The organism is Salmonella sp. 741265050_HSA (assembly GCF_046569445.1).
GTDB lineage: Bacteria > Pseudomonadota > Gammaproteobacteria > Enterobacterales > Enterobacteriaceae > Salmonella > Salmonella enterica.
Window position 1 is genome coordinate 546,715 of the sequence record NZ_JBKFSV010000001.1, and the last position, 22,340, is coordinate 569,054.

The window sequence follows — 22,340 nt, forward strand, 5'->3', positions numbered from 1 at the left end:
GATACACAAATGACCGTTTGCGCTATGTGATAATTAACCATAGTAAAAATACACGAAGCGAAGAAGTGCTATTTCAGTAGTACTGATATTTTCATAACGCTAATTTAGAAATAAATGTAAACGTAACAAATTATACACAAAAATAAGAAGGACTGTGGCCTCAACTGACTTGATTATGATTCCGTCTTAACGAATGTCAGCCGAGTGTTCAGTGCCATTCTCGCCCTGGCATCCCCGACCGTAAGCCAGTTCTCTACTGGTAACCCCCTTGTTATTACAGCAGAAAACAGGGCATATCATTGATGTAGTCATGCTTAACTTGCATTTTAACATCACTAATACATAGCAAGCTAATATTACACTTTGAAACTTAACGCACGGTAATTGTTAGTGATATTGTCCTGGACAGTTCCGCGAGCAGGTTTTGCGGAAAGTCCAAAAATAAGACAAATAAGGCATATAAAATGAAAAAAGTAGTGGTGTTATCTGCGGTAGCCGCAGCCGTAATGATGGCTGGAGCCGCCAACGCAGCAGAAATCTATAACAAGGATGGCAATAAGCTGGATTTGTATGGCAAGGTCGACGGCCTGCATTATTTTTCCAGTAATCATAGTACGGATGGCGATCAATCTTATATCCGTATGGGAATTAAAGGCGAGACTCAAATTACCGATCAACTAACCGGTTTTGGACAGTGGGAGTATCAGGTCAACGCCAATCGTCCGGAAGATGGTGACTCCAGCGGTTCCCCGCAAAGCTGGACGCGTCTCGGTTTTGCTGGTTTGGCATTTGCCGATATGGGGTCTGTTGATTATGGTCGTAACTATGGCGTGTTATACGACATTGGTTCATGGACTGACGTACTGCCTGAATTTGGTAATGATTCGTATGAAGCTTCCGATAATTTTATGACCGGACGCGCGAATGGCGTTCTGACTTATCGCAATAATGATTTCTTTGGTCTGGTTGATGGTCTGAATATTGCGTTGCAGTATCAGGGTAAAAATGACGGCCTGTCGAAAGAAGGCGATCCTTTAAGTAATAATGCCAGAAAAAGTATCGCGTACCAGAATGGCGATGGTTTCGGGGCATCAGCGACATATGATTTGGGCATGGGGGTGAGCCTGGGGGCAGCCTATACCAGTTCCAAACGCACGCTTGATCAGATGACGCAAGATAAATACGACAATGGCGACCGCGCTGAAGCCTGGACTGGCGGCGTGAAGTATGATGCCAATAATATTTACCTGGCGGCAAACTACACCCGTACTTATGATATGACCTATATGGGCGATACATTGGGCGGCTTTGCACATAAAACCGATAACTGGGAAATGGTAGGACAATATCAATTTGATAATGGCTTACGCCCATCACTGGCGTTCCTGCAATCCAGAGCCAATGATGTTGATGGACTGGGTTCGTTCGACCTTGTGAAATATATTGATGTGGGTTCCTACTACTACTTCAATAAAAATATGTCCGCGTATGTTGACTACAAAATCAATCTGCTAAAAGATGGTAACCCATCGAATCCTAATACAGACAACACCGTGGCGCTCGGCTTAGTCTACGAGTTTTGATAAAACTTGCTGATTAAGACAGTTTAGGGATACCCTCCTTTTCCCAAAACTGTGTCACTGCTTAACCTTTATTATTGTTAATTTATTCTTTTATTATTTCAGGACGCTTCTGGCGTCCTTTTTTATTGACTATTCGTTGACTATTCGACTTCGATCTCGCGAATGCGCATTCTGCTACTGTCATCTATCTGCACTTTGCCTGAATGACAAAATGGACAACAGAGTGTGGATGTTTGAGAGGTGAAGGGTTGATTACAGGACAGACACCAACCTTGCGCCGGTGCGATAGTAATGTGGAAACGCGCATTGTCAGCAAGGGTATGACGAGCGGCGACGTCCAGGCCAAAATGCAGCGCCGGCACCTCAACACAGGCCATAACGCCAATCTCCAGCCAGACTTGCTTTACCTTGCTGAACTGGTGATTTACTGCCTGTTCCTCCAGCAATTCGATAATATTTTGCGCCAGGGCTAATTCATGCATGGGCCAGCTCCTTCATTCAACAATATTTACGGCGACACAAGGATCAATTACCTGTAACTGTTGCGACCACAATGAGAGTGGAATAGTGGCCAGTTCGCGAGCAATGACGCCGTCAGATTGGGCGTGACGTGTGGTAGGCGAGATAATACGGTAATCAAGAATATTGCCTGACGTCGTCAGTCTGGCCTGATGAACTAACCATCCTCGCGCGGTTTCCACTACCGCTATTTTCCATTCGCCATCATCAAAACGATTCCAGCGCAGGGTAGGAAGGGCGCTCAAACTTCGGGCGAGCGTAATGCAGCGGGCCAGCAGACGTAGCGCAGTCGTTTTTCCGCTAAGACAACAGGCTGACAGTAGCGGATATTCGATAGCCAGAGGCGAGACATCCAGGGGACCATGGGCTATTAACGTATGGTCCGGGGACGACGCCATCGGTAGTGTAGGTGTAATGATATTCTGTACTGCCGCCAGCCAGCGGGCGGTTTCAGAACGCTCTTGCAAAAACCAGGCTTCCCAGCCCTTTACGCCAGCGGCAAGCCAGGTCTGAGGATCATCGTCAAAAAAGATTGTGCTTGCCAGCGGGGATAACTCTCCGCGACGTAACAACGCCCATTCTTCAGCGGTTGCCTGTCGGTGGCTAAACAGGGGGAGCCAGTCGGTCAACGCGCGACGGAGCGTTTCTCGCGCCAGCTCTTGTTGTGCGGCCTGCATATCTGGCTTCTCTTCAGGAAACAACAGTAAAGCCGCCGCTACGCTGTGCGCCTGAGCGCACAACGTAAACAAACGTGAAATAAGCGTTTTTGCGTACACCGGTGTTGCGCCCTGTAACAAACGACCGATCGGCGCCTCCTGCCAGATAATCCGTAGCGGGTGAGAATAGACGGTCAATCTTTGCACGAATTATTACCTTCATCGATCACCATAAACCCGGACTTACTGGTTTCGCAAACCGGACAGCACCAGTAATCAGGTAACTGGCTGAAGGGCACGCCGGGTGGAATTTGCCATACATCATCGCCCAGCGCAGGGTCGTAAACCCACCAACATACTTTGCACTCCATGCGCACCACTGGCTCATTTTCTGTGACCGGGTATTCTTTCAACCATTCCAACGTATTTTTTAGCCCCGCGTAGGCATCTTCGATATCGTCGATGCCTGCAACGGCGATATCAGGAATGTCCGCTATCTCAATCATATCTTGCAGTAATGTGTTCATATCATTGAAATAATTGACCCGCCATACGCCGGGAAAATGCGTGCTTACAATCCGGCATTTACCATATCCGCGTGAAAAAATAGCGCTACAGCCTTCGCCTAAAAAATGATCCAGATACTCGCGATCGGCATCGTTTACTGGCAACAGCGTTAAGTTAATGATATGCGGCTCTTTTACCGGCTGTTTTACTCGCTCGGCTATTTCATGCGCGATAAAGGCGCCATTCATCAATCCCGCCGGTTGTGGCGGCAATTCTGGTGTAATCGGCGGCTGCGGATGCGTCTGCCAGATGCTCTCCGGGATCGGGCCAATGATAATTTCATCGGCAACCCGTTGCTGGTCAGCGTTATATTCACGCACACGCCAGACGCCCGTAAAAACCGTCTCCTGAATACGCTGTTCTTTTCCATCGGGTAATAGTACCCGGGCGGATATTTCACCTTCGCCGAGCAGTTGATCCAACAAACCGCTATTCTGTTGCTCAGTGGCACTCAGCTTATAGCTCAGGGGAAAGGGGAGCGTTGCCACCGGGTTATCCATATCGCGAATAAGCGTAGTCAGGATGTGTCTGGCAACACGAAGCTCAGCGGGCAGCGCCTGTTCCGGTAAAACCGGCGTCAGTGGGAGATTAATGCCGGCGGGGATAGGAAGAAAGTTAAAGTCTTCCTCTTCTGGCTGCGAGCCTGGTCCGGCAATATTAACGACTGGAATAGTTCTGGAATGATTCACGTGTGTTACCTTTCATTCTATTGCGTGATAACGGGAATATCCTGACGATAGCCCGGTGTGGTCAGCAATGCGGCCACCCGCTGAGAGTATTCTTGCCAGCTATATAATCCCGCCAGACTGCCGACAAAACGGTGCTGGCGAAAGAAAAGCAGCGCCGGATATTTCAGAATGCGATACTCCCGGGCGATCAGTTCACTCTGTTCGCTATCCGCAAATGCCGCGGTATAAGACGTCGCCGGAAATTGCTTGAGGATCTCCGGGATAATGACCCAACTGTCGGCGACTTCCGGATGTTTGTTGGGGTCGCTTTGCAGCAAAACCAGCAGAGTCGGATGCGCATTAATCAACGACGGGAGCGTTTGCGCATCGGTAACCAGAAAGCCTTTATCCGCCAGTGGACAAACAGGATTTTGGGGTGAGATAGTCATTTTTTTAAATGCTCCGGTAATTCAGGCGTGCGAGACAATAAATCGGCAAAACCGGTCAGCGGATCGCTTTGCGTGAGCATGGCCTGTTCCAGCGAGTCCAGCGCCGCCAGTACCTCAACGGCTTCCGTTTCGTCCATTTCTCGTCGTGCTGCGCCGCCAAATGTCAGCAGCCATGCGCCTGCTAAGGGGGGAGCCACAAGCCGAATATCAACGTCGATAAGCTCGCCGTGTCGGTCGCGGCATTTGGCGAACCACTGACCGGGTGAAATAACCTGCACAGGAACGCCGATACACATTATGATTTCTCTCTCTGTAGCACCCGAATATCGCCGACCCGGCAAGCGCTTTGCGCATCTGGCCGTTCATCTTCGTAGCGTTCCATACACAGGCTGTAATGATTGAGTCTTTCAGTGGGCAAGGCCGCTGAAGAGGCGGTGATACCCCATTGCGCCAGCACTTCCTGCGCGAGACAGACCGCAGGCATCAGTTGCGCCTTTACCTGCGGCGTAAGACTCCCGCCATAGTCATCCAGACATTCCGGCTGCACGCCAATCAGCACAATCTCCGATAACTGGCCGCCGGTTAATTGCAGCAATGCCAGCACTTCAGAAAAACTGGTCTGATGTAAACTGAGTTTTTTCGCCGTCAGATAGGCGGGAACCTGTTCATCACGAAACATCGCCAGCGAACCTGGCGCCATACCAAAATCGATAGCATCCATGATTAACAGTTTTTCGGTCTGTTGCAGCCAGGGCAGCAGCGCCAGCCCCTGCGTACCGCCATCAACAACGTCAACTTTCTCGTTATCGGCATACTGTTCAAACAGCTTTTCCGCCGCTCTGACGCCGAACCCTTCATCTGCCCAAAGCAGGTTGCCAAGCCCTAAGATTGTTACTTCTGCCATTGTTATCACCTGAACCAGCGCCAGCCGCTTATCATGACGGAAATCACGCTTTGTCGGCTCATAATGTCTTCGCGGATAGCGGTATAAACATGCGCAATGACGAAGGCGATAATGAACCACATGCCCAGCCGGTGCCAGAAATGTAGCGCGAGGCTATCGTTGCCAGTCAGGCGAATCATCCAGCCAAACCATTGATACGCCCAACTGTCTGTTCCAAGCCCTTCGCCATAGAGCGCAAAGCCGCTACACACCATCAGTACGGACATCCAGAAATAGAACATTACCGCCAGTCCCGCTACCGGATTATGTCCATAGTAACGATGGGCCTCTTTTTCGAGGAAAAAATACCAGCGGATTTCGCTGATAACGCCTTTGCGCCAGGCGCGGCGCCAGAACGGAACCAGAAACATCTCCCTGGCGTACTCATTGCCGACACATGCCCAGTAAATACGAAACAGCAGCGCGACAGTAAAAATATACGCCGTGGTAAAATGGATCAGTCGTATCCAGCCCATCCAAAACATAAAGGTCGCTTCACCTTGAATCGATGGCAGGGGGCGGCCAATGAAATATCCTGTAACAGCCAGGACGACAATGGATAACGCCGTGATCCAGTGCCATAAACGGACCGGCGCTTCATAGATATAGTACCCCTGGCTGGTTATTTCTTTGAGATGCATTGAGACCTCCGAATCGTCGTCATCGTACCTGAACCCTGACCAGCTCCCCTCCATGATTATCAATAACATGGGTGGAGCAGGCCAGGCAGGGATCGAAGCTGTGCAGAGTACGTAAAATCTCCAATGGTTGATCGGGAACGGCGAGTTTAGTCCCCATTAACGCCGCTTCGTACGCGCCAATTTGACCTTTATCGTCACGTGGCCCGGCATTCCAGGTTGTCGGTACCACACACTGATAGCTGTCGATTTTCTGATTTTCAATTTTTATCCAGTGCCCCAGCGCGCCGCGCGGCGCCTCGCTGAAACCAACGCCTTTTGCCGATGTAGGCCAGGTATCGGGTTCCCAGAGCGTGACGTTTGCCGTCGCCGTATCGCCGGACTTGAGGTTACGCATCAGACGATCGAAGAAATATTGCAGCGTATTGCCTGCCCATACGGATTCCAGCGCACGCGCGGCAGTACGCCCTAATGTAGAAAAGAGCGCTTCTTTAGGCAGCTTTAATACACTAAGCAGTTGATCCACAGGTTCTTTAAATTCCGGTTTATTTTGATGATATCCAATCAGATAACGCGCCAGCGGACCTACCTCCATCGCATGTCCCTTCCAGCGCGGCGATTTAATCCATGAATATTTAGCGGACTCATCCACCTGTTCGATAAAGGTTTTTGTGCCTTTATAGTGTTCGCCCATGACCAGTTGCGGTTCGGTCAGACCATCCCACGGATGCAGGCCCTTATCGTTATTGCCGTTACCATAGGTATACCAGGAGTGAGTGACAAACTCCTGAATCTCATCGGGGGCGGTTAAATCGACAGGATGAATTTCGTCGAAACGACCGTTAATGATAGCCCCACGCGGAAGCAGAAGATTACTGGCGGAATAATCGTTAGGGTTATCCGGAAACTCGCCATAAGCCAGCAGGTTCATGCTCGATAACCCGCCGCCGATTTTTGCCCAGTCTTTGTAATAACTGGCAATCAGCAAGACGTCCGGAAGATAAACCTGTTCGCAGAACTGGCGAGCTTTTTGGATGATGGAACTGACAAGGTTCAGGCGTTCCATATTCACTGCGCCGACCGCGCCCGTTTCGTCAAGGTTGATGGCGCAAGGAACGCCGCCCACCAGCCAGTTAGGATGCGGGTTTTTACCACCGAAAACGGTGTGAATTTTTACGATCTCTTTTTGAAAATCGAGCGCTTCAAGATAGTGGGCGACCGCCAGCAAATTGGCTTCCGGCGGAAGTTTCATCGCCGGATGTCCCCAGTAGCCATTACGGAAAGGGCCAAGTTGACCGGACTCGATAAACCGCTTCAGTCGATTTTGCAAATCGCGGAAATATCCCGGCGAGGATAGCGGCCATGCGGAAAGGCTTTGCGCGATGGCGGAGGTCTGATGCGGGTCGGCTTTCAGGGCGGCAACTACATCGACCCAGTCCAGCGCGTGCAGATGATAAAAATGCACCAGGTGATCGTGAACGTGTAGCGTAGCCTGCATCATATTACGGATACAGTTTGCGTTGTCCGGAATCGCGATTCCCAGCGCATTTTCTACGGCACGGATTGAGGTCAGAGCGTGTGTACCGGTGCAGACGCCGCAAATGCGTTCAACGAATGCCCAGGCGTCTCGCGGATCGCGACCTTTCAGGATAACCTCCAGGCCGCGCCACATGGTGCCGGTCGACACGGCGTTAGTAATGACATTATTACTGTCGATATTCACTTCGCAGCGCATATGCCCTTCGATGCGAGTAACCGGATCGACCACAATTCGCCGTCCGCTATTGTCCAGCGTAAAACCCTGAGTCTGATAAGGATATGCCATAATTATTTTTTCTCTTCCGGAGCGTTTTCTGATGACGTGTTGTTTTTATTACGGGCGTGTTTTATGGCGCTAACCGTGGCGTGAGCGATGGCGGCAGCGCCCGCGACGCCGGCAACGCCCAGTCCGATTTTATCGGCGGTAGCCTCAATGCCGGTTTGCGGAATGCCCGTTGCCCGGCTGTAAAAAGAACCGTAATCCCAGAATCCATCTTCCGAACATCCGAGGCATCCATGACCCGACTGGATAGGAAAAGACACGCCATCATTCCAGCGAACGGTTGAACAGGCGTTATAGGTGGTCGGGCCTTTACAGCCCATCTTGTACAGGCAATACCCTTTTCTGGCGCCTTCGTCATCCCACGCTTCCACAAACTGACCGGCATCGAAATGCGCGCGTCGGTAACATTTGTCATGAATTCGCTGGCCATAAAACATTTTTGGTCGTCCAAGACGATCAAGGGGAGGGATGCGATCAAATGCCAGCATATAGGTGATAACGGCGGACATCACTTCAGGTATAGGTGGGCAGCCTGGCACTTTAATAATGGGTTTATCGGTAATTAATTTGTGAACCGGCGTGGCTTTAGTTGGGTTGGGACGGGCTGCCTGCACGCAGCCCCATGATGCGCAGGACCCCCAGGCGATAATCGCTTTAGCATCCGCACTGACGCGTTTTAACTTCTCCAGGAACGGCTCACCAGCCAGTATGCAAAACATCCCATCTTCATTCAGCGGCGCGTTACCTTCCACGGCAACGATATAATTTCCTTTGTACTCGCGCATCACATCCGCCAACGCCTGCTCGGCTTGTTGCCCTGCGGCGGCCATAATGGTGTCGTCATAATCCAGGGAAATGAGCGACAGAATGGCATCTTTTGCCAACGGGTGCGCAGAGCGAATGAAAGATTCGGTACAACAGGTACATTCAAGACCATGCAGCCATATCACTGGCGTACGCGGTTTATTCTCCAGGGCATAAGCTATCTGAGGAATCATCGAACTGCTCAGGCCTAAAGACGTTGCGGTAAGGCTGCAAAACTTGAGGAAGCTACGCCTTGTCACGCCGTGTCTACGCATAACTTGATAAAATGTATCTTGTGTTTGCATAACGTTTATCCCAAACCACTATAGTTAGTGTGGGCATCATATGTTGCATTTCTTGTCTTTCTCAACGTGTTTTAGTAGCAATTATGTTTCTAATTCGTAACAACCGATTACATGTGTGCTACTCACATTACTCAAAAACATAAATTAATTTAATGTTATTGGTGATGTGGAGTAAATATAGCGTTGTGAAGGTATCTCTTAATGTTGATAAGATTTATTTATAACATAATGGGATTTTTTTAAATGGTCACACGGATAACGCGTTTCATATTAGTTCGCTGTGTTTAACTCTCCTTTAAACCCGTCAGTTAAATTTATTAGCTTGTAAAATAAGATCACAATTAATTACGTGCTGCATAACCATTGATAGGTTTAATTTAATATATTCATCCAATCCATTTTACAAACAAGGAGAGCATGATGAAAAAAAGTAAAGCAATGTTATTTATCGCTCCGGCGCTGTTTTCATACGCCCTGGCTGCACAGGCCTGCACAACCCTTGCTATTCAGGATAAACAAGGCGATATTTTTCATGGACGTACGCTGGAATATATGCAGGATTTACCCTCGTGGTTAACGTATTATCCGGCGGGAACGCAGTTTGATAAAAAAACGCCGGATGGCAGTCAGGGAGTGAGCTATCAGGCGAAATATCCGATACTGGCCATTACTTCCACCATTACTGATGGCGATAGCAGAGACATACTTGAAGGCATGAATAGCGCGGGATTGTCATTTAGTGAAAACATGATCATGAATGCGCAGTTGCCGCCATTGCCCGCGAATGAATATAAACAGGCAATTCCTGTCACCTCGTTGGGAGAATGGGCGCTGGCCCGTTTTGCTACTGTCGGCGAGGTAAAACAGGCAATAAAAGAGGGCAAATTCTGGTCACCGGAACTGCATCGGTTTGGCGATCTGAAATCGCCATTTCATTATGCGTTTTACGACAAGAAAGGAGGAAGCATTGTCGTTGAAGTGGAAAATGGCAAATTCCATGTCTATGACAATCCCACTCGCGTGATGACAAATGGTCCCGCATTCCCCTGGCATCTGACAAATCTGAATAACTATACGCAATTAACCAATGTGGACCGCTCTTCAGGCACACTGGGCGGGATAAAGGTGATGCAGCCTGATAGCGGGATTGCTATTGCAGACTTGCCATCGTCCGATACGTCGGTTTCCCGTTTTATACGCGGCGTTTATTACACCACATATGCGCCGCAAGCGACATCCGCCCACGATGCAATGAATACGCTTGCGCATATTATGAGCCGTTTCGATCGTCCGAAAAATATTACGGTTGATTATATGGGGAGTGAAGGGGAAGGCAACGCCACCCGCAAACCGGTCTCAGAATATACGGTCTGGACAACGCTGTCTGACTTAACGCACGGTGAGATGATGGTGCGCGGCTACAATGATATCAACTATAAAACCTGGTCTCTTTCTCAGTTTAAGAACGCGACTGCGCCCGTGTTCGAGAAAATCAACGTTAAAGGATAAATCGCTCGTCTCGGTTTAGGTTCCCCGGTAGTCTCAGCGAAGGTAATGGAGACTACCGGCGGTTGCTTCTCTTTATCATGCACGGTAATTAATTATCACGATCACCAGCGCCAGGATGGTATGCTAAATCCATTCAAAATCCCCTGGATATGGATTGGAGGGCGCATGGTTATACCTGAGGTCAGGCAGGAGAGGCTCTATCAGAAGATAGCCAACCTCATCATTAAGCTGATCAATGATAATATTTTTCCACCGGGAACTTTTTTACCGCCAGAACGCGAACTGGCAAAACAGCTTGGCGTGAGCCGCGCCTCCTTGCGAGAAGCCCTTATTGTACTGGAGATCTCCGGATGGATCGTGATTCAGTCCGGTAATGGGGTTATCGTTTCAGATAAAAAACACCTTGCCAGCGACTATACCATCGAAGAAATTCTCTCTACTCGCGAGCTGGTTGATAGCCATTGCGCGCGCTTAGCCGCACAAAACGATAACGTTGACGTCATCAACCAAATTGAGGCGATTTATCATCGTATGGATCAAGCCATTAACGATAATAACGTCCACGGCTTTTACTCGCTGGATAAAGAGTTTCACCTTGCGATCTCTGAGGCCAGCCGTAATCGGGTGTTGTTCGATATGTCCCGTATGTTATGGGAACAACGGATTAATATCCCTTATGCCGGGCTTGATGAGCAGTCTGGAGACAGAAATGTTTTACTTAATCTCAACAAACAACATAAAGCGATAGTGGATGCGATGCGCCAGTCTGATGCTGACAGCGCCTATGAGGGATCTCTGGAACATTTACGCTATGTGAGAAAGATTGTCGGCGGCTAAGTTTGTCGGTAAATAACACCGCATGGCGGTCATGCCATGCGGTAGAACTTGCCGTAAATCAATGGAAAACAGCATTAATCTTTAAGTAGCGCTCCGGATAGCGATCAAGTTCTTTAACTGCATCAGGGATCTCATCAAGATTGACGACCTTACTGACAACATCTTGCGGATTAATCTCCAGCGTTGACAGCATGCGTAATGCCTCATCAAATTCACCGGCACTGGTGCGGGAGCCGCGTAAATCCAGTTCTTTATAGGTGATCAGGTTCGTCGGCAGCGACGTTTCCTGTTTTGGCCATCCGGTAAACGAAATACGACCAGCAAAAGATGCTAAATCAAGCGTATTTCGAATAGCGCTATTTGCGCCGGAGGCTTCTATCACGACCTGCGCCATGGTGCCGTGGGTGATATTTTTAATAGCGTCGATAACCTGATCGTCAGCGGCGTTCAGTACATAAGGAACGCCAAGCTTTTGCGCATAGCGTAACCTTTCTTCCACAATATCGATCAGAATAGGCGTTGCCTTGTAATGTCGCGCGCTTAATGCCGCCATAAGACCAATGGCCCCCGCGCCGATGATGGCAACATATTCCCCGGCCTTAACGTTTGCCCGGTGCAGCGCGTGCAGAGCGATGGTCAGCGGTTCTGCCAGCGGCGCCATTTCAGAAGGCACGTTATCTGGAATTTTATGAATTAAATGTGCGGGATGAGTAACCACCTCCTGCATTGCGCCATCGACATGCACGCCAATGACGTTTAAATTTTCACAACAGTTAGTTCTGCCGACAGAGCAAGGGTAGCAGTGACCACAATAAATATAAGGGTCAACAATCACGCGGTCGCCTTTTTTAATATTGTCCGGCATTCCGGCGCCTTCCTGAAGAACAATTCCGGTCACTTCATGCCCAATAATTCTTGGGTAAGTAACCAGTGGGTTCGTTCCACGAAAAGCCCCGATATCCGATCCGCAAATGCCTGCAGCATCAACCTTAATTAATACTTCATTTTCTTTCTTATGGGGATAATCCACCCAGCGGGTTTCAACTTCACCAGGCTTATTAATGAACACAGCTTTGACTTTCATTGGCTTTGAATCCTTTACTTTTTACAAACACGAAGACCAACAGGCTTGAAACGATAGCGATAGCACCAGCCAGATAGAACGCATAGTCATATTTACCGCTAAATTGAACGATAAAACCGGTGACAAGCGGACCGATAATGCCGGATATATTAGCCAGGCCATGCATGGCTCCGCCGACGCTCCCTACCTTATCTTTATGAACAACATCCTGAATAACCGCCCAATAAATTGGGCCTGTTAAATAGAGCAGGAAGAGTGAAACTGACATGAGCGTAATTGCGCTACCAATAGTGCTAACGGTACCGGAAACGGCAACACATACCGCCGCGCCTGCCAGACATACGCCCAGAATAAGTCGACGTGAGAGCAGGGCATTACCGGTAATCCGATAAATTACATCAGAACAGACGCCGCCGAGCACCATACCAATGGCGCCGATGACCCAGGGAATTACCGTGGCGATACTAATTTCTTTAATATCGAGATGTAACGAATGGTTCAGATAACTTGGGAACCAGGTCAGGAAGAAAAAAAGAATATAGTTGTAGCTGAAAAAAGCCAGAGTTGTCGCCCATACCATTGGTTGTTTCATGTAATAGCCGAGTGAAGGCGTAGCCCGGCCATCATCAGATAAAATAACGTCCTCATGATTTTCAAAATCAATGCGTTCTTCCGGCGCCAGGCGTTTACTCATTGTTGGCTTATCGCTAACGATAAAGTACCACAGTAGTACCCAGACCAGGCCAAATAAGAAAATAATGCCAAATGCGGGGCGCCAGCCTAAGGATAACGCCAACAGGCCCACAATCGGCCCGGACACCGCGCCGCCGAGCGGGGAACCGGCGCTAAAAATTCCGATCGCCGTGGCAGACTCCTTTCGGGAAATCCAGTTATTGATGATTTTATTTCCGGCAGCGCTGACCGGTCCTTCAGCCATACCGAAAAGAACGCGCACGATAAGCATTGTCCACAATCCGGTGACTAAACCAGTTAAGCCACAAAATACAGACCATAGTAACGCTGCGATGAGAAAAACCGTTTTTGGCCCAACTTTATCGCTGGCCCAGCCACCAATAAAATTAAACAGGGCGTATCCGATAAAAAATGCGCTGAAGATCATTCCCATCTCCGCGGCGTTAAATCCTAACTCCTTTTCGATCAAGGGGGCAGTTATCGACAATGCTGAACGATCCATATAGTTGAGCATGTAAACTATAAATAGAAGAAAAACGATAAGCCATCCCATTGTTTTTCTTTTCATGATTAATCCTCTTATTGTGGTCTAGCGGCCTGACCACAATATTTTAAGGTTATTTTCAAATCACCTCTCTTGTGGTTAGAACGTGATCAATATAACAAAAATTTATCGCAGAGGATTTTTATCCATCGCAAGCGTGATGGATAAAATTATTTAAAATCAGACAATTACTTGAAAATTCAATCGGGGCTATCGTTTTCCCCTAATCCACGCCCCGGTAACGTTTGACATGCGGCGTTAACGGAAGGTGGTGCTGTCTGTGGGTATTTTTCATCGGGCGTAATATAAACCTGACTCGTGGCGACATAGCCATCATTAAAAGTGGCTTCGATATAGGTAGCTTCCCAACCTGTCTTCGGTTCATTTAACGTAATACTGATCTTATTGTTGGCGGGAATATCTATTGTAAGCGGCTGATAGCGGATGCCACAGGCATAACGAAAATCACGCGCATTTGGATTGTTGGCTGTCCAGCGAACGACTTTTACCGGCGCTTCTGAGAAATAGACCGTAAGAAGATGGTGGTGAATAAGGCCGATCAACTGTGGTAATGTTTTTTTACTTTGAAACCTATTAATAAATGGAACGAGGCTTTCTTCAGCGAACTGGTTAATTGAGTAGTGGTTCATATTAGGTACTATACGTAATGATTTTACGCCAGGAAGTTTGCTATAATAGAAGCGAGTATTGTCTGGTACGAAAAAATCATCGCCGCTTGCATTAATAATATATTTCGGTATTGCAAGGCGGGGTTGATAAATAGTGTTGAGATATCTTAGCGGATCTATTATTTGCCTTAGTTGGGTAAATGTGGAGGATTTTATTTTCTCATCTATGCCTTGCTGGTAGTAGGGGTAGAATGTAATGGGCCAATTTCCACCGTATGATTGATAAATATGCTCAAGTGAAGCATCAATATCAAGTAGATCAATGGCGAAGGGAACAATTGCTTCAACATCAGGATCGGCAATAGCTGACAACCAGGTGGCCCAGCCACGCTTTGAAATACCTGTAATGATAAAGGAATTTATATTCCATTGCGTTAATTCCTTTTTTGCTAATCTCATCGCTTGCGATAGGGCAGTGACCATAGGAATATTTAAAGGCATTAACTCACGTTGCTCCGGCGCTTCCATAAATAATGCCCAGCTTCGGGAAACGCTCTCGTCCTCTTTCAGTGGTTTTTTATCATCCTGAAAGGTTAAATATTGGTTAGGTATATCACTCACTGATATTACGATGGTATTCGTATCACGGGAGATGCTTGCCAGTGTTTCCTGGGGGAAATCACCAGCTTTACTGGGGATTTGTACGCCTTTTTCATAATTAATTCCGTTGTTTACAACCACCAAAGCATGGTGCTCTTTTGCCGTTTCAGGGATATAAATATCAACGTTATGTCGCCATTGCGCAGGGGTTACCATGTCATCTGGCGACCAGTGTTGCGATAATAACTCATAGTGTCTGACTACCACCTGTGCTAATGGAGCTATATTAATCAAGGTATATTTTAGCGGTGTGCCTGAAATCTGCTCCCGGTAGTCGGGGAGAACATGAGACAAATCACACTCCGGGCTGTTTCGACAAAAGAAGATGTTGTTATGAAGTAGTGTATAAACTTTTGTAGAAATAAAAAACAGTACGATAACAACGAGATATATTTTTTTCATGCTTTCCCCGCGCGTTACAAGGGCAAATGCCAGCCAGCATAATTTCCATAAATACCTCTTAAACATTCAATATAAGTACAATACTTTTGATAAATAACGGAAGAAGGGAACAATAATATTTGTGACGTTGTCACATTATTCTGTTTCTGGTTTCACTATTAGCACTGAACTTTTTGAAAGGTAAATCATTGCCGTCACCAGACCAATAATGGCGACAGAGATAGCTATACCGATCCAGACGCCATACAGGGCATACCCCAGGACCAATCCGCCCAATACGGGGGATATAAAATCAGCGATTGCGATTAATGCCTGTGCCGTTCCGATGACGATACCTTGTCGGGCAGGCGATACATGGACGGACAAGGCGGCAAGATAAGTGGGTTTGGCTAGCGCATCAGCGATGCTAATACAAACGATAGCAAAAATAAGCACTGGTATGGTCGTGGCGATACCCGCAGTGAGAAATCCAGTACAAAGAAGGGCGAAGATGAGGATAATTAGCTTTCGCTCCGAAAAATATTGGCTCACCCAACCTAACAGAAATAGCTGAACGAAAATATTAATAACCCCGTCCGCCATTAACAGATAGCTTAACGCTTTTGGCCCAAAGGGAAGCCCATTCCAGATGAAGGTGTCAGAAAGAAAAACAGGTAATTGTGAAGAGTACATGCCATAGGCGAAGAAATGACAAAGCATTACGATGATTAAGACGCGAAGGACTGGCATCTTTAAAATAGCGCGGGCAGAGAACGACGCTATTTTATCTGTGGTACGTGATGTTGTGGAAGGGTCTTTTAACCCCCAAATCGCGACCAGGGCAGCCCCAAGGACAAGTATAAAGGCGGCGTAGATCGGCGCGCCCAGACTGATACGCGATAGCCACCCGGAAACGCCTGCCCCGACAATACCGCCTAAACCAATGCAGCCTGTGAGGATACCGATTGCCTGGCGCCGATTTCTGACGTGCGTACAATCGGCAATATAGGCTGCGGCGGCTGACAAATTCCCGGCGCTAATGCCAAAAAGCGTGCGGGCGAGCAGGATAAACAGGATACATTGCGCGTTGGCGAGTAATAGTAAACTTATCGCAGCAATAGCCAGCGTGACAATCAGTATTCGCTTGCGGCCAACGCGATCGGAAAGGTGGCCAATCAGGGGCGCTGCACAAAATTGGCTAAAAGCCTCAGTGGCGATGATGATTCCAATGATAAGCGGCGAACCGCCCATCTCGCGGATATAAAAAGGCAGTACCGACATCACAGCCGCTGTACTGGCGGCGTAAAGGCCGACAAGCAGGAAAACAGGCAAAATATGACGCTTGTTGAGCGGGGTGATAGTTTCGCTGTCGGTGTTCTCATAGACATTAGTATTCATCTTTAATCCCTATGGCAAAACGAGAGAGATAATTTTCAATATCGTTGCTCTGTTTGCCGTGAAAGAATGCGCCGACATAGCCATCGGGTCGGATCAGCACGCATTGACCCGGGGCCAGATGATAGGACTCCCGGAAGTGCCCCAGGGTATCGATGAGCTCGTCCTGCTCGCCAATGTGATGAATACGCAGACCTCGCCGCGCATCGATGACCTTACCGTGGGTTTCGTAGGCCAACAGATTCCAGTCCGGACCCTGGAGTAACTGAAATAATCGTAATGATTGGCCGCCGGCGCCCAAAAGAGGAGCATCCGGAGCTCTTTCTCCCGCTTGTAACCCATGCTGACGTTCGGGCAACGTGTGGGCTAAGGGGGAGTCGGTATACTGGATGTCAAGTTGTTGAACGTCGCGTTCTCGTTTGATGCCACCCTGTTTTTGAGAGTCAAGTAATCGGGTAGAAAGGTGGAGCAGTGATTCGGCTACCGGGCGGCGTTCCTGTTCATAGCTATCGAGAAGCTCTTCTCCTGCGCCCCGCAGCGAGGCTGCCATTTTCCATCCCAGGTTATAGGCATCCTGGATGCTGGTATTTAACCCTTGCCCACCCGTCGGCGGATGCACATGAGCGGCATCACCGGCTAAAAATACCTTACCCACACGGTAATGTTCCGCTATGCGCGCATTCATCTGGTACTTCGATACCCAGGGAATCGAATGGATGCGAACATCCGTCCGCCCGATTCGTTCAGTAAGAAAAGCCGTGAGCACGTCGGCTGAGAAATTCTGCGAGTCGTCCGGGGCCAACAACGCCTGGATTTGAAAGAGCTGCGTGCCGGCGAGAGGGCAAATCGTTATCATCCGCGCCATATCGCCATCGTTAAAATGGTGCCATACATCCCGGTTCAGACCGGAAAGTGAAGCGTCAGCCACAAGCGCATGGATTCCCAACGTACGGCCGGGGAAGCTGACGCCTAATTTCTTTCTGACAAAGCTTCCGCCGCCATCCGCACCTATCAAATAATGCGCGATGATGACCTCTTCTCCAGCCGGCCCGGCAACATACGCGGTGACTGTGCGTGGGGTTTGCGCAAAATGTCGTAACTCGCAGCCGAACTCCACCCGATGTCCCCATGCTTTTAATTGCTCTCGCATAATCGTTTCTGTCACGTTCTGTGGAACCATCAATGGCAGATGGTAGGGTTCGGCGTGGGTCGGTTTTGTATGATGCGCAATATCTGAATCTACATAGCTTCCGTCGTGACGGTAGGTTCGTAGTCGGGGATAGAGCCCGCCGGCGGCGACCACTTTATTGAGTATTCCAAGATCCTCGAAGATTTCTTGCGTTCGCGGCTGAATACCTTTACCGCGGGAGCCGATAAAAGGCGTCGTTCTTTTCTCAATCAGGCGAAATGAGACCCCGTGACGCGCCAGTTCGATGGCTAAAGTAAGCCCGGTAACGCCAGCGCCGCAGATCAGTACATCTGTAGTGGTGTATCTTGTCATCGTCTCTCCGATATGTGTATTATGCACATAAGAGGAGACATGCTATGTCAGAAAATAAAAATGTGCAAGATACACATATTTCCGAGCAAATGAAGGCGCTTCACGGTGCGTTGATTCGCGTGGTGAGCGCGCTTAACCGGCCTCGTAATGATGAGAAATTAATTGCAGAGGCGGGGATTCAACTCGATCGTGCGCTATTTTCGATCCTTATTAGTATCGAACGTTTAGGGCCGATTGGCGTTGTTGAGTTAGCCGAACGTGCCGGTCGTGATTATACGACGGTAAGCCGACAGGTCGCCAAACTGGAGAAGCTGGGGTTGATAATACGGCAGCATAATGCCATCGATCGTCGTATACGCGAGGCCGTTATCTCCCGTACAGGAAAGGCGATGACGGAGCGTATAGACGCTGCGCGAGAGCAAATGGGCAAAGTTGTTTTTAAAGACTGGCCTCAGGATGAACTTGATGTCTTTGTTCGGTTAATGCAAAAGTTTGCCGATGCAATGGATAGCGATGCTTCAATGCCGGAATAAGCAAAAGAAAAGGGCGGTCAAATCCGATCGTCCAGCTTAATATCGGTATCTGACATTGATTAAATAGCCAGCAAAGTAAATATAACAACAACATTTATCGAGTTAATTTTCACCCTTTGAAAGGCCAACGTATACTGCAGAATATGGCTATATAACAATCGCCGTATCAATGGTTTTTCAAAGGGTAAATATATGCTTACCGAAAAATATGATTTTCGCATTACCGATCAGATGACTATCCCACTCAGACCTCATTGGATAGCCAATGATTCATACAGGGAAAAGTGTAAAATGCTTGTCCTCAACCGGAGTAAAGGGGAAATCCATAAGGTAGACTTTAGTAAAATAACAGATTATATCAAAGAAGGTGATGTAATCTGTTTTAACGACAGTACTATAATAAACCATATGTTTATCTGTAAAACAAGACGGAATAGATTAATTAAAATTGTTTTAGAGGGATTTTTACCAAATGATAGAGTAATTATTTCCGGACTTTTAAAAGAAAGACTTAACGCGAATGATGTTTTCTATTTGGTTGATAACCCTGAAATTTCCATTAAGATAGAGCAAAAGTTTAGCGAGGAGAGCCAGTACCGAGCCGTCGTAGAAAATCATGAGGCCTTAATTTGCTATTTAGCCAGTCATGGTGAGCGTCTTGATGAGTATGTGGATTCCAGCCTATTTTATAAATATCCAGATGCTTACCGTTCCGTTTTTTCTAAAAAGTATGGTTCTTTGGAAATACCTTCTGCCGGCATTCATTTTACCTGGGATGTTATCCAAAAAATCAAAGATAAAGGTGGGTTAATATCCTTCATCACTTTACATGTTGCATCAACAGAAATGTTGTCCAACAGAAAAATACAAACAAAATGTGTAGAGGAAGTGACTATCAACGAAGAATACTACGAGGTTCCGCAAGCAACAGCGGATATCATTAATACTGCGAAGCAAAATGGCGGACGTATTTTTGCCGTAGGAACTACCGTTACACGATGCCTGGAGTCCGCGTATTCGAGGGAACACAATTGCCTCAAAGCAAGTTCTGGCTGGACTGCGCTTTATATACATCCAGGCTATCAACTGAAAGTGGTTGACTGCCTGCTAACGAACTTACATCAGCCAAAAACGACGCATATGGTGTTAACCGGTCAGTTTGCTGGGGTTGATCTACTCATGAAGGCCTATGCCTCAGAAGATATCCAGTCATGTCAGTTCGATATGTTTGGTGATTGCATGTTAATCATACAGGATGAAGGGCAGGGATGAATACATATGTCAAGGTGCAGTCACATAAAAGAACTGAGCCTGTTTGTCGTATCGCTTGACGGGGAAAGAGAGCATTTCCTGAGTGATTAGCTTCTGTGTTGTGTCACTTTGTAGACGGCATCATTTTCACGCTTTCCAACACCAATGACAGTTACCGTGATAATTTCATCTTCGACGCTGTACACCAGTCTGTATCCTGCACCACGCAGCTTAATTTTGTACTGATCCTTTCTTCCATGTAATTGAGAAGCCGGAACCCGAGGGTTTTCAAGCCGTTCACGTAACTTTTTTTTAAACTGTTCCTGTATAGTATGTCCCAGCTTTTTCCACTCTTTTAGTGCAGATTCGTTAAATGCCAGCTTATAAGTCATCAATGTTGACCTCAATGACGCGTTCATTCGCACGCTCATCGATAATACGACCGAGTTCTTCATCCTCAAGAATATCCATAAGATGAGCATAAAGTGCCGGAGGAACACAGTAGAAAGCCGGTTCATTACGGTTAAGAATGGCAACTGGAGCGCCATCTCCGGCATTGAAAGTTCCCATTGGATCACGTTTCAGTTCTGTAATGCTTGCTGCAGTAGTCGTTAAAATTTGAAATGCCATAATTTACCTCCTGTTGATGACTAAATATAGCACCTTTAATAGTGCTAATAAAAGCATCTTTCCCGAAAGAGGTTCAGCGCCAGCCCGGTCAGTGATGCGGGCAGCTGACGGTTTTTTCAAGGCTAAGCTCTGATGTCCAGAACCTAACTTGTGACCACTGAAACCGGCGTTAATAACTCGCCAACCCTTATCAAGCGTGATGTAACAACCGAAGTCAGCCTTGCAGATGGTGATATTATTTTACTTGGTGGCCTTGCTGAACAGTCGGATGGATTATTCTGGCCTCTGACGTGTCGCAGATTGCATATCGTACAGGCAGGGATTACAACCGTATTGCCAGAGGAAGCGATAAAATATGGTAAGTGATGCTCTTGAACAGCGGATTTATGAACTGGTAAGAAGCCATGATGGAATTTACCTCTTTAAGAAAAAAGAACTGACACCGTCAACAGATTTGGATTCAGATCTACGGCTGGAAGATGATGAAGCACTGGCATTGATGGATGATTTTTTTACGACATTCAATGTAGATAAAGGGAATTTCTCGATCACAACATACTATCCGCCAGAACCACCGCTAAAGCATTTGCTTAATCCGTTTCGCAAAAACGATATTCCTCAGGTGCCGGAGTTCACGATAGGTATGCTCATTGAGTCTGCCAGGTCTGGTCGCTGGTTGTATGACTGATTCACGCTGGGGGCTGCTTTTCGCTTTCCGCCATATTGTCAAGGCTATATGCCCTAACAAGTTATAGGCTCTATAAAGATATATATTGAACGCTAAAATAATGGACTATTAGGTGACACCATGCCCACTTATAAACAAGTTGTGAACCATGTTAAGAAACATGTATTGTGGAAAGATGAGTATTTTGAACGCTATTATCGGCTCAATCCTGAACTGGTTCAGAAGCGTTTGGATAAAATTTATCAAGCTGAAGATGATCTAATGGTGCTTATCAGTACTCAATTATTTTGTTTCTTGCAGGCTAATGGCACGCTCTATTTTGATGGTTGCTATAAAACAGGGAAAGCAGATAACTCATTGCTTTGTACTAATCTTGCTCTATGGAGTATCGAGCTAGCTTGTGATCATTTTGATATTCGGGAAGAGCGGGGACATACCACGAAGTTTAGCGAGCAGGGAGAGAGTTGGTTAACACTATTCGCCTGCAATCAATTCTCTTTAGTTCCTTATTGCTATCCGGCCATTCAGCGCGGGTTTCAAAGCGGCGTATTGAAAGAAATTGTTCCGTTTTATCGTGAACAGAAATTGGGTATCCTGGCGATGGAGATAATGGCGCGTGAACGGGGGGATACAATCAACTGGGAAGCAATGCAAGTGCGTGTTGATCCTGTCTATCTGGACTTTTGCCAAAACATTTTATTGTCATCAGATGATGAACTAGTCCGCACCGGATTAATTACGCTATGTGATAAGCATCTTGAGTGGACCGATTTTCATAATAGCGATAAGCATTGTTGCTTGACTGGCTATGAAATTCAGCGTCAGGATCTATTACTCTGGCCATTTGAATATCAGGCGGTAAAAAACTGGCGAGCACGTCAAGGGTTAAGTACACCAATGATTGAACATCCATTGATGAATAGCCCGATGACGACAGCGAATTGTCCTGACTTTTCGCAGTGGCAGCGTCCAGAGTGGTTCAATCCGTTAGTTGATTTTTTGGCGCAGCGCAGGCCTGAGCTGGCATTTTTACGACATCTCTTTATTTAAG

General features: G+C 47.4%; 23 protein-coding genes and 2 pseudogenes. 9 read left to right on the plus strand and 16 right to left on the minus strand.

What is annotated here, in order from left to right; genetic code table 11:
• Positions 1–464: 464 nt before the first annotated feature.
• Positions 465–1,583 (plus strand): porin OmpC, encoded by a 1,119-nt coding sequence (ompC, locus tag ACLD4F_RS02720; protein ID WP_000758335.1) that lies wholly within the window; start codon positions 465–467, stop codon positions 1,581–1,583.
• Between the two features lie 140 nt (positions 1,584–1,723).
• On the opposite strand, the gene hypA is transcribed toward ompC, so the two are convergent.
• From hypA to ACLD4F_RS02765, 9 genes are read right to left on the minus strand one after another with little or no spacing between them, the layout of a single operon-like run.
• Positions 1,724–2,065: a hydrogenase maturation nickel metallochaperone HypA gene (hypA, locus tag ACLD4F_RS02725; protein ID WP_000544772.1), complete on the minus strand. Its 342-nt coding sequence runs from the start codon at positions 2,063–2,065 to the stop codon at positions 1,724–1,726.
• A 12-nt stretch (positions 2,066–2,077) separates the two neighbouring features.
• A complete protein-coding gene (locus ACLD4F_RS02730; RefSeq protein ID WP_079944361.1) occupies positions 2,078–2,965 on the minus strand; it encodes an ATP/GTP-binding protein in 888 nt (295 codons plus the stop codon).
• Complete coding sequence (locus ACLD4F_RS02735) at positions 2,953–4,014, minus strand: hydrogenase expression/formation C-terminal domain-containing protein (protein ID WP_076726549.1); 1,062 nt, start codon at positions 4,012–4,014, stop codon at positions 2,953–2,955. Before ACLD4F_RS02735 ends, ACLD4F_RS02730 begins: the two co-directional genes overlap by 13 nt.
• A gap of 17 nt (positions 4,015–4,031) precedes the next feature.
• The gene (locus ACLD4F_RS02740) at positions 4,032–4,442 is read right to left on the minus strand and encodes a hydrogenase (protein ID WP_000155978.1); all 411 of its coding nucleotides are present in this window, start codon (positions 4,440–4,442) and stop codon (positions 4,032–4,034) included.
• Positions 4,439–4,738 carry a HypC/HybG/HupF family hydrogenase formation chaperone gene (gene hypC, locus ACLD4F_RS02745; RefSeq protein ID WP_000334910.1) on the minus strand — a complete coding sequence of 100 codons (300 nt, stop codon included), beginning with the start codon at positions 4,736–4,738 and terminating at the stop codon, positions 4,439–4,441. The genes ACLD4F_RS02740 and hypC overlap by 4 nt, the downstream gene beginning before the upstream one ends.
• On the minus strand, positions 4,738–5,346 hold the full coding sequence (gene hybD / locus ACLD4F_RS02750; protein WP_000852663.1) for a HyaD/HybD family hydrogenase maturation endopeptidase: 609 nt from the start codon (positions 5,344–5,346) through the stop codon (positions 4,738–4,740). The genes hypC and hybD overlap by 1 nt, the downstream gene beginning before the upstream one ends.
• Positions 5,347–5,351: 5 nt before the next feature.
• Positions 5,352–6,095 (minus strand): Ni/Fe-hydrogenase, b-type cytochrome subunit, encoded by a 744-nt coding sequence (gene cybH / locus ACLD4F_RS02755; RefSeq protein ID WP_000924456.1) that lies wholly within the window; start codon positions 6,093–6,095, stop codon positions 5,352–5,354.
• The gene (locus ACLD4F_RS02760; protein WP_000331200.1) at positions 6,046–7,848 is read right to left on the minus strand and encodes a nickel-dependent hydrogenase large subunit; all 1,803 of its coding nucleotides are present in this window, start codon (positions 7,846–7,848) and stop codon (positions 6,046–6,048) included. The genes cybH and ACLD4F_RS02760 overlap by 50 nt, the downstream gene beginning before the upstream one ends.
• 2 nt (positions 7,849–7,850) lie before the next feature.
• Complete coding sequence (locus tag ACLD4F_RS02765) at positions 7,851–8,954, minus strand: hydrogenase small subunit (protein WP_001194448.1); 1,104 nt, start codon at positions 8,952–8,954, stop codon at positions 7,851–7,853.
• 417 nt (positions 8,955–9,371) lie between these two features.
• On the opposite strand from ACLD4F_RS02765, the gene ACLD4F_RS02770 reads away from it, so the two are divergent.
• Together ACLD4F_RS02770 and ACLD4F_RS02775 are read left to right on the plus strand one after the other, a co-directional pair.
• Positions 9,372–10,463: a choloylglycine hydrolase family protein gene (locus ACLD4F_RS02770; RefSeq protein ID WP_023218017.1), complete on the plus strand. Its 1,092-nt coding sequence runs from the start codon at positions 9,372–9,374 to the stop codon at positions 10,461–10,463.
• A gap of 45 nt (positions 10,464–10,508) precedes the next feature.
• On the plus strand, positions 10,509–11,300 hold the full coding sequence (locus ACLD4F_RS02775) for a FadR/GntR family transcriptional regulator (RefSeq protein WP_001518759.1): 792 nt from the start codon (positions 10,509–10,511) through the stop codon (positions 11,298–11,300).
• A 58-nt stretch (positions 11,301–11,358) separates the two neighbouring features.
• Here ACLD4F_RS02775 and ACLD4F_RS02780 read toward each other — a convergent pair whose 3' ends face one another.
• The 5 genes from ACLD4F_RS02780 to ACLD4F_RS02800 form a co-directional block, all read right to left on the minus strand.
• Positions 11,359–12,384, minus strand: coding sequence for a zinc-binding alcohol dehydrogenase family protein (locus ACLD4F_RS02780; protein ID WP_000864928.1), 1,026 nt, complete (start codon positions 12,382–12,384; stop codon positions 11,359–11,361).
• The gene (locus tag ACLD4F_RS02785) at positions 12,359–13,645 is read right to left on the minus strand and encodes an MFS transporter (RefSeq protein ID WP_000824240.1); all 1,287 of its coding nucleotides are present in this window, start codon (positions 13,643–13,645) and stop codon (positions 12,359–12,361) included. Before ACLD4F_RS02785 ends, ACLD4F_RS02780 begins: the two co-directional genes overlap by 26 nt.
• A 176-nt stretch (positions 13,646–13,821) precedes the next feature.
• Positions 13,822–15,378, minus strand: a complete 1,557-nt coding sequence (locus tag ACLD4F_RS02790; protein ID WP_076031773.1) for a PhoPQ-activated pathogenicity-related family protein — start codon at positions 15,376–15,378, stop codon at positions 13,822–13,824.
• Between the two features lie 69 nt (positions 15,379–15,447).
• Positions 15,448–16,689, minus strand: coding sequence for an MFS transporter (locus tag ACLD4F_RS02795; protein ID WP_079965527.1), 1,242 nt, complete (start codon positions 16,687–16,689; stop codon positions 15,448–15,450).
• On the minus strand, positions 16,679–18,187 hold the full coding sequence (locus ACLD4F_RS02800; protein WP_023649758.1) for an FAD-dependent oxidoreductase: 1,509 nt from the start codon (positions 18,185–18,187) through the stop codon (positions 16,679–16,681). Before ACLD4F_RS02800 ends, ACLD4F_RS02795 begins: the two co-directional genes overlap by 11 nt.
• A gap of 44 nt (positions 18,188–18,231) precedes the next feature.
• On the opposite strand from ACLD4F_RS02800, the gene ACLD4F_RS02805 reads away from it, so the two are divergent.
• Complete coding sequence (locus tag ACLD4F_RS02805; protein WP_001293634.1) at positions 18,232–18,720, plus strand: MarR family winged helix-turn-helix transcriptional regulator; 489 nt, start codon at positions 18,232–18,234, stop codon at positions 18,718–18,720.
• A gap of 192 nt (positions 18,721–18,912) precedes the next feature.
• Positions 18,913–19,992 (plus strand): S-adenosylmethionine:tRNA ribosyltransferase-isomerase, encoded by a 1,080-nt coding sequence (locus tag ACLD4F_RS02810; protein WP_411010665.1) that lies wholly within the window; start codon positions 18,913–18,915, stop codon positions 19,990–19,992.
• A gap of 86 nt (positions 19,993–20,078) precedes the next feature.
• Here the strand turns inward: ACLD4F_RS02810 and ACLD4F_RS02815 are convergent, their stop codons facing one another.
• Together ACLD4F_RS02815 and ACLD4F_RS02820 are read right to left on the minus strand one after the other, a co-directional pair.
• On the minus strand, positions 20,079–20,363 hold the full coding sequence (locus tag ACLD4F_RS02815; protein ID WP_000221344.1) for a type II toxin-antitoxin system RelE family toxin: 285 nt from the start codon (positions 20,361–20,363) through the stop codon (positions 20,079–20,081).
• Positions 20,353–20,601, minus strand: coding sequence for a type II toxin-antitoxin system Phd/YefM family antitoxin (locus ACLD4F_RS02820; protein ID WP_000885424.1), 249 nt, complete (start codon positions 20,599–20,601; stop codon positions 20,353–20,355). Before ACLD4F_RS02820 ends, ACLD4F_RS02815 begins: the two co-directional genes overlap by 11 nt.
• A gap of 150 nt (positions 20,602–20,751) precedes the next feature.
• Between ACLD4F_RS02820 and ACLD4F_RS02825 the strand changes: the two are divergent.
• The 4 genes and pseudogenes from ACLD4F_RS02825 to ACLD4F_RS02840 form a co-directional block, all read left to right on the plus strand.
• A pseudogene (locus tag ACLD4F_RS02825) lies at positions 20,752–20,871 on the plus strand (type II and III secretion system); the annotation flags it as partial.
• A pseudogene (locus ACLD4F_RS02830) lies at positions 20,865–20,963 on the plus strand (STM2901 family protein); the annotation flags it as partial. The pseudogenes ACLD4F_RS02825 and ACLD4F_RS02830, both read left to right, overlap by 7 nt.
• Positions 20,957–21,289 carry a DUF1493 family protein gene (locus tag ACLD4F_RS02835; RefSeq protein WP_079945021.1) on the plus strand — a complete coding sequence of 111 codons (333 nt, stop codon included), beginning with the start codon at positions 20,957–20,959 and terminating at the stop codon, positions 21,287–21,289. The pseudogene ACLD4F_RS02830 and the gene ACLD4F_RS02835, both read left to right, overlap by 7 nt.
• A 141-nt stretch (positions 21,290–21,430) precedes the next feature.
• Positions 21,431–22,339, plus strand: coding sequence for a hypothetical protein (locus tag ACLD4F_RS02840; RefSeq protein WP_010989018.1), 909 nt, complete (start codon positions 21,431–21,433; stop codon positions 22,337–22,339).
• The last annotated feature ends 1 nt before the right edge of the window (position 22,340 follow it).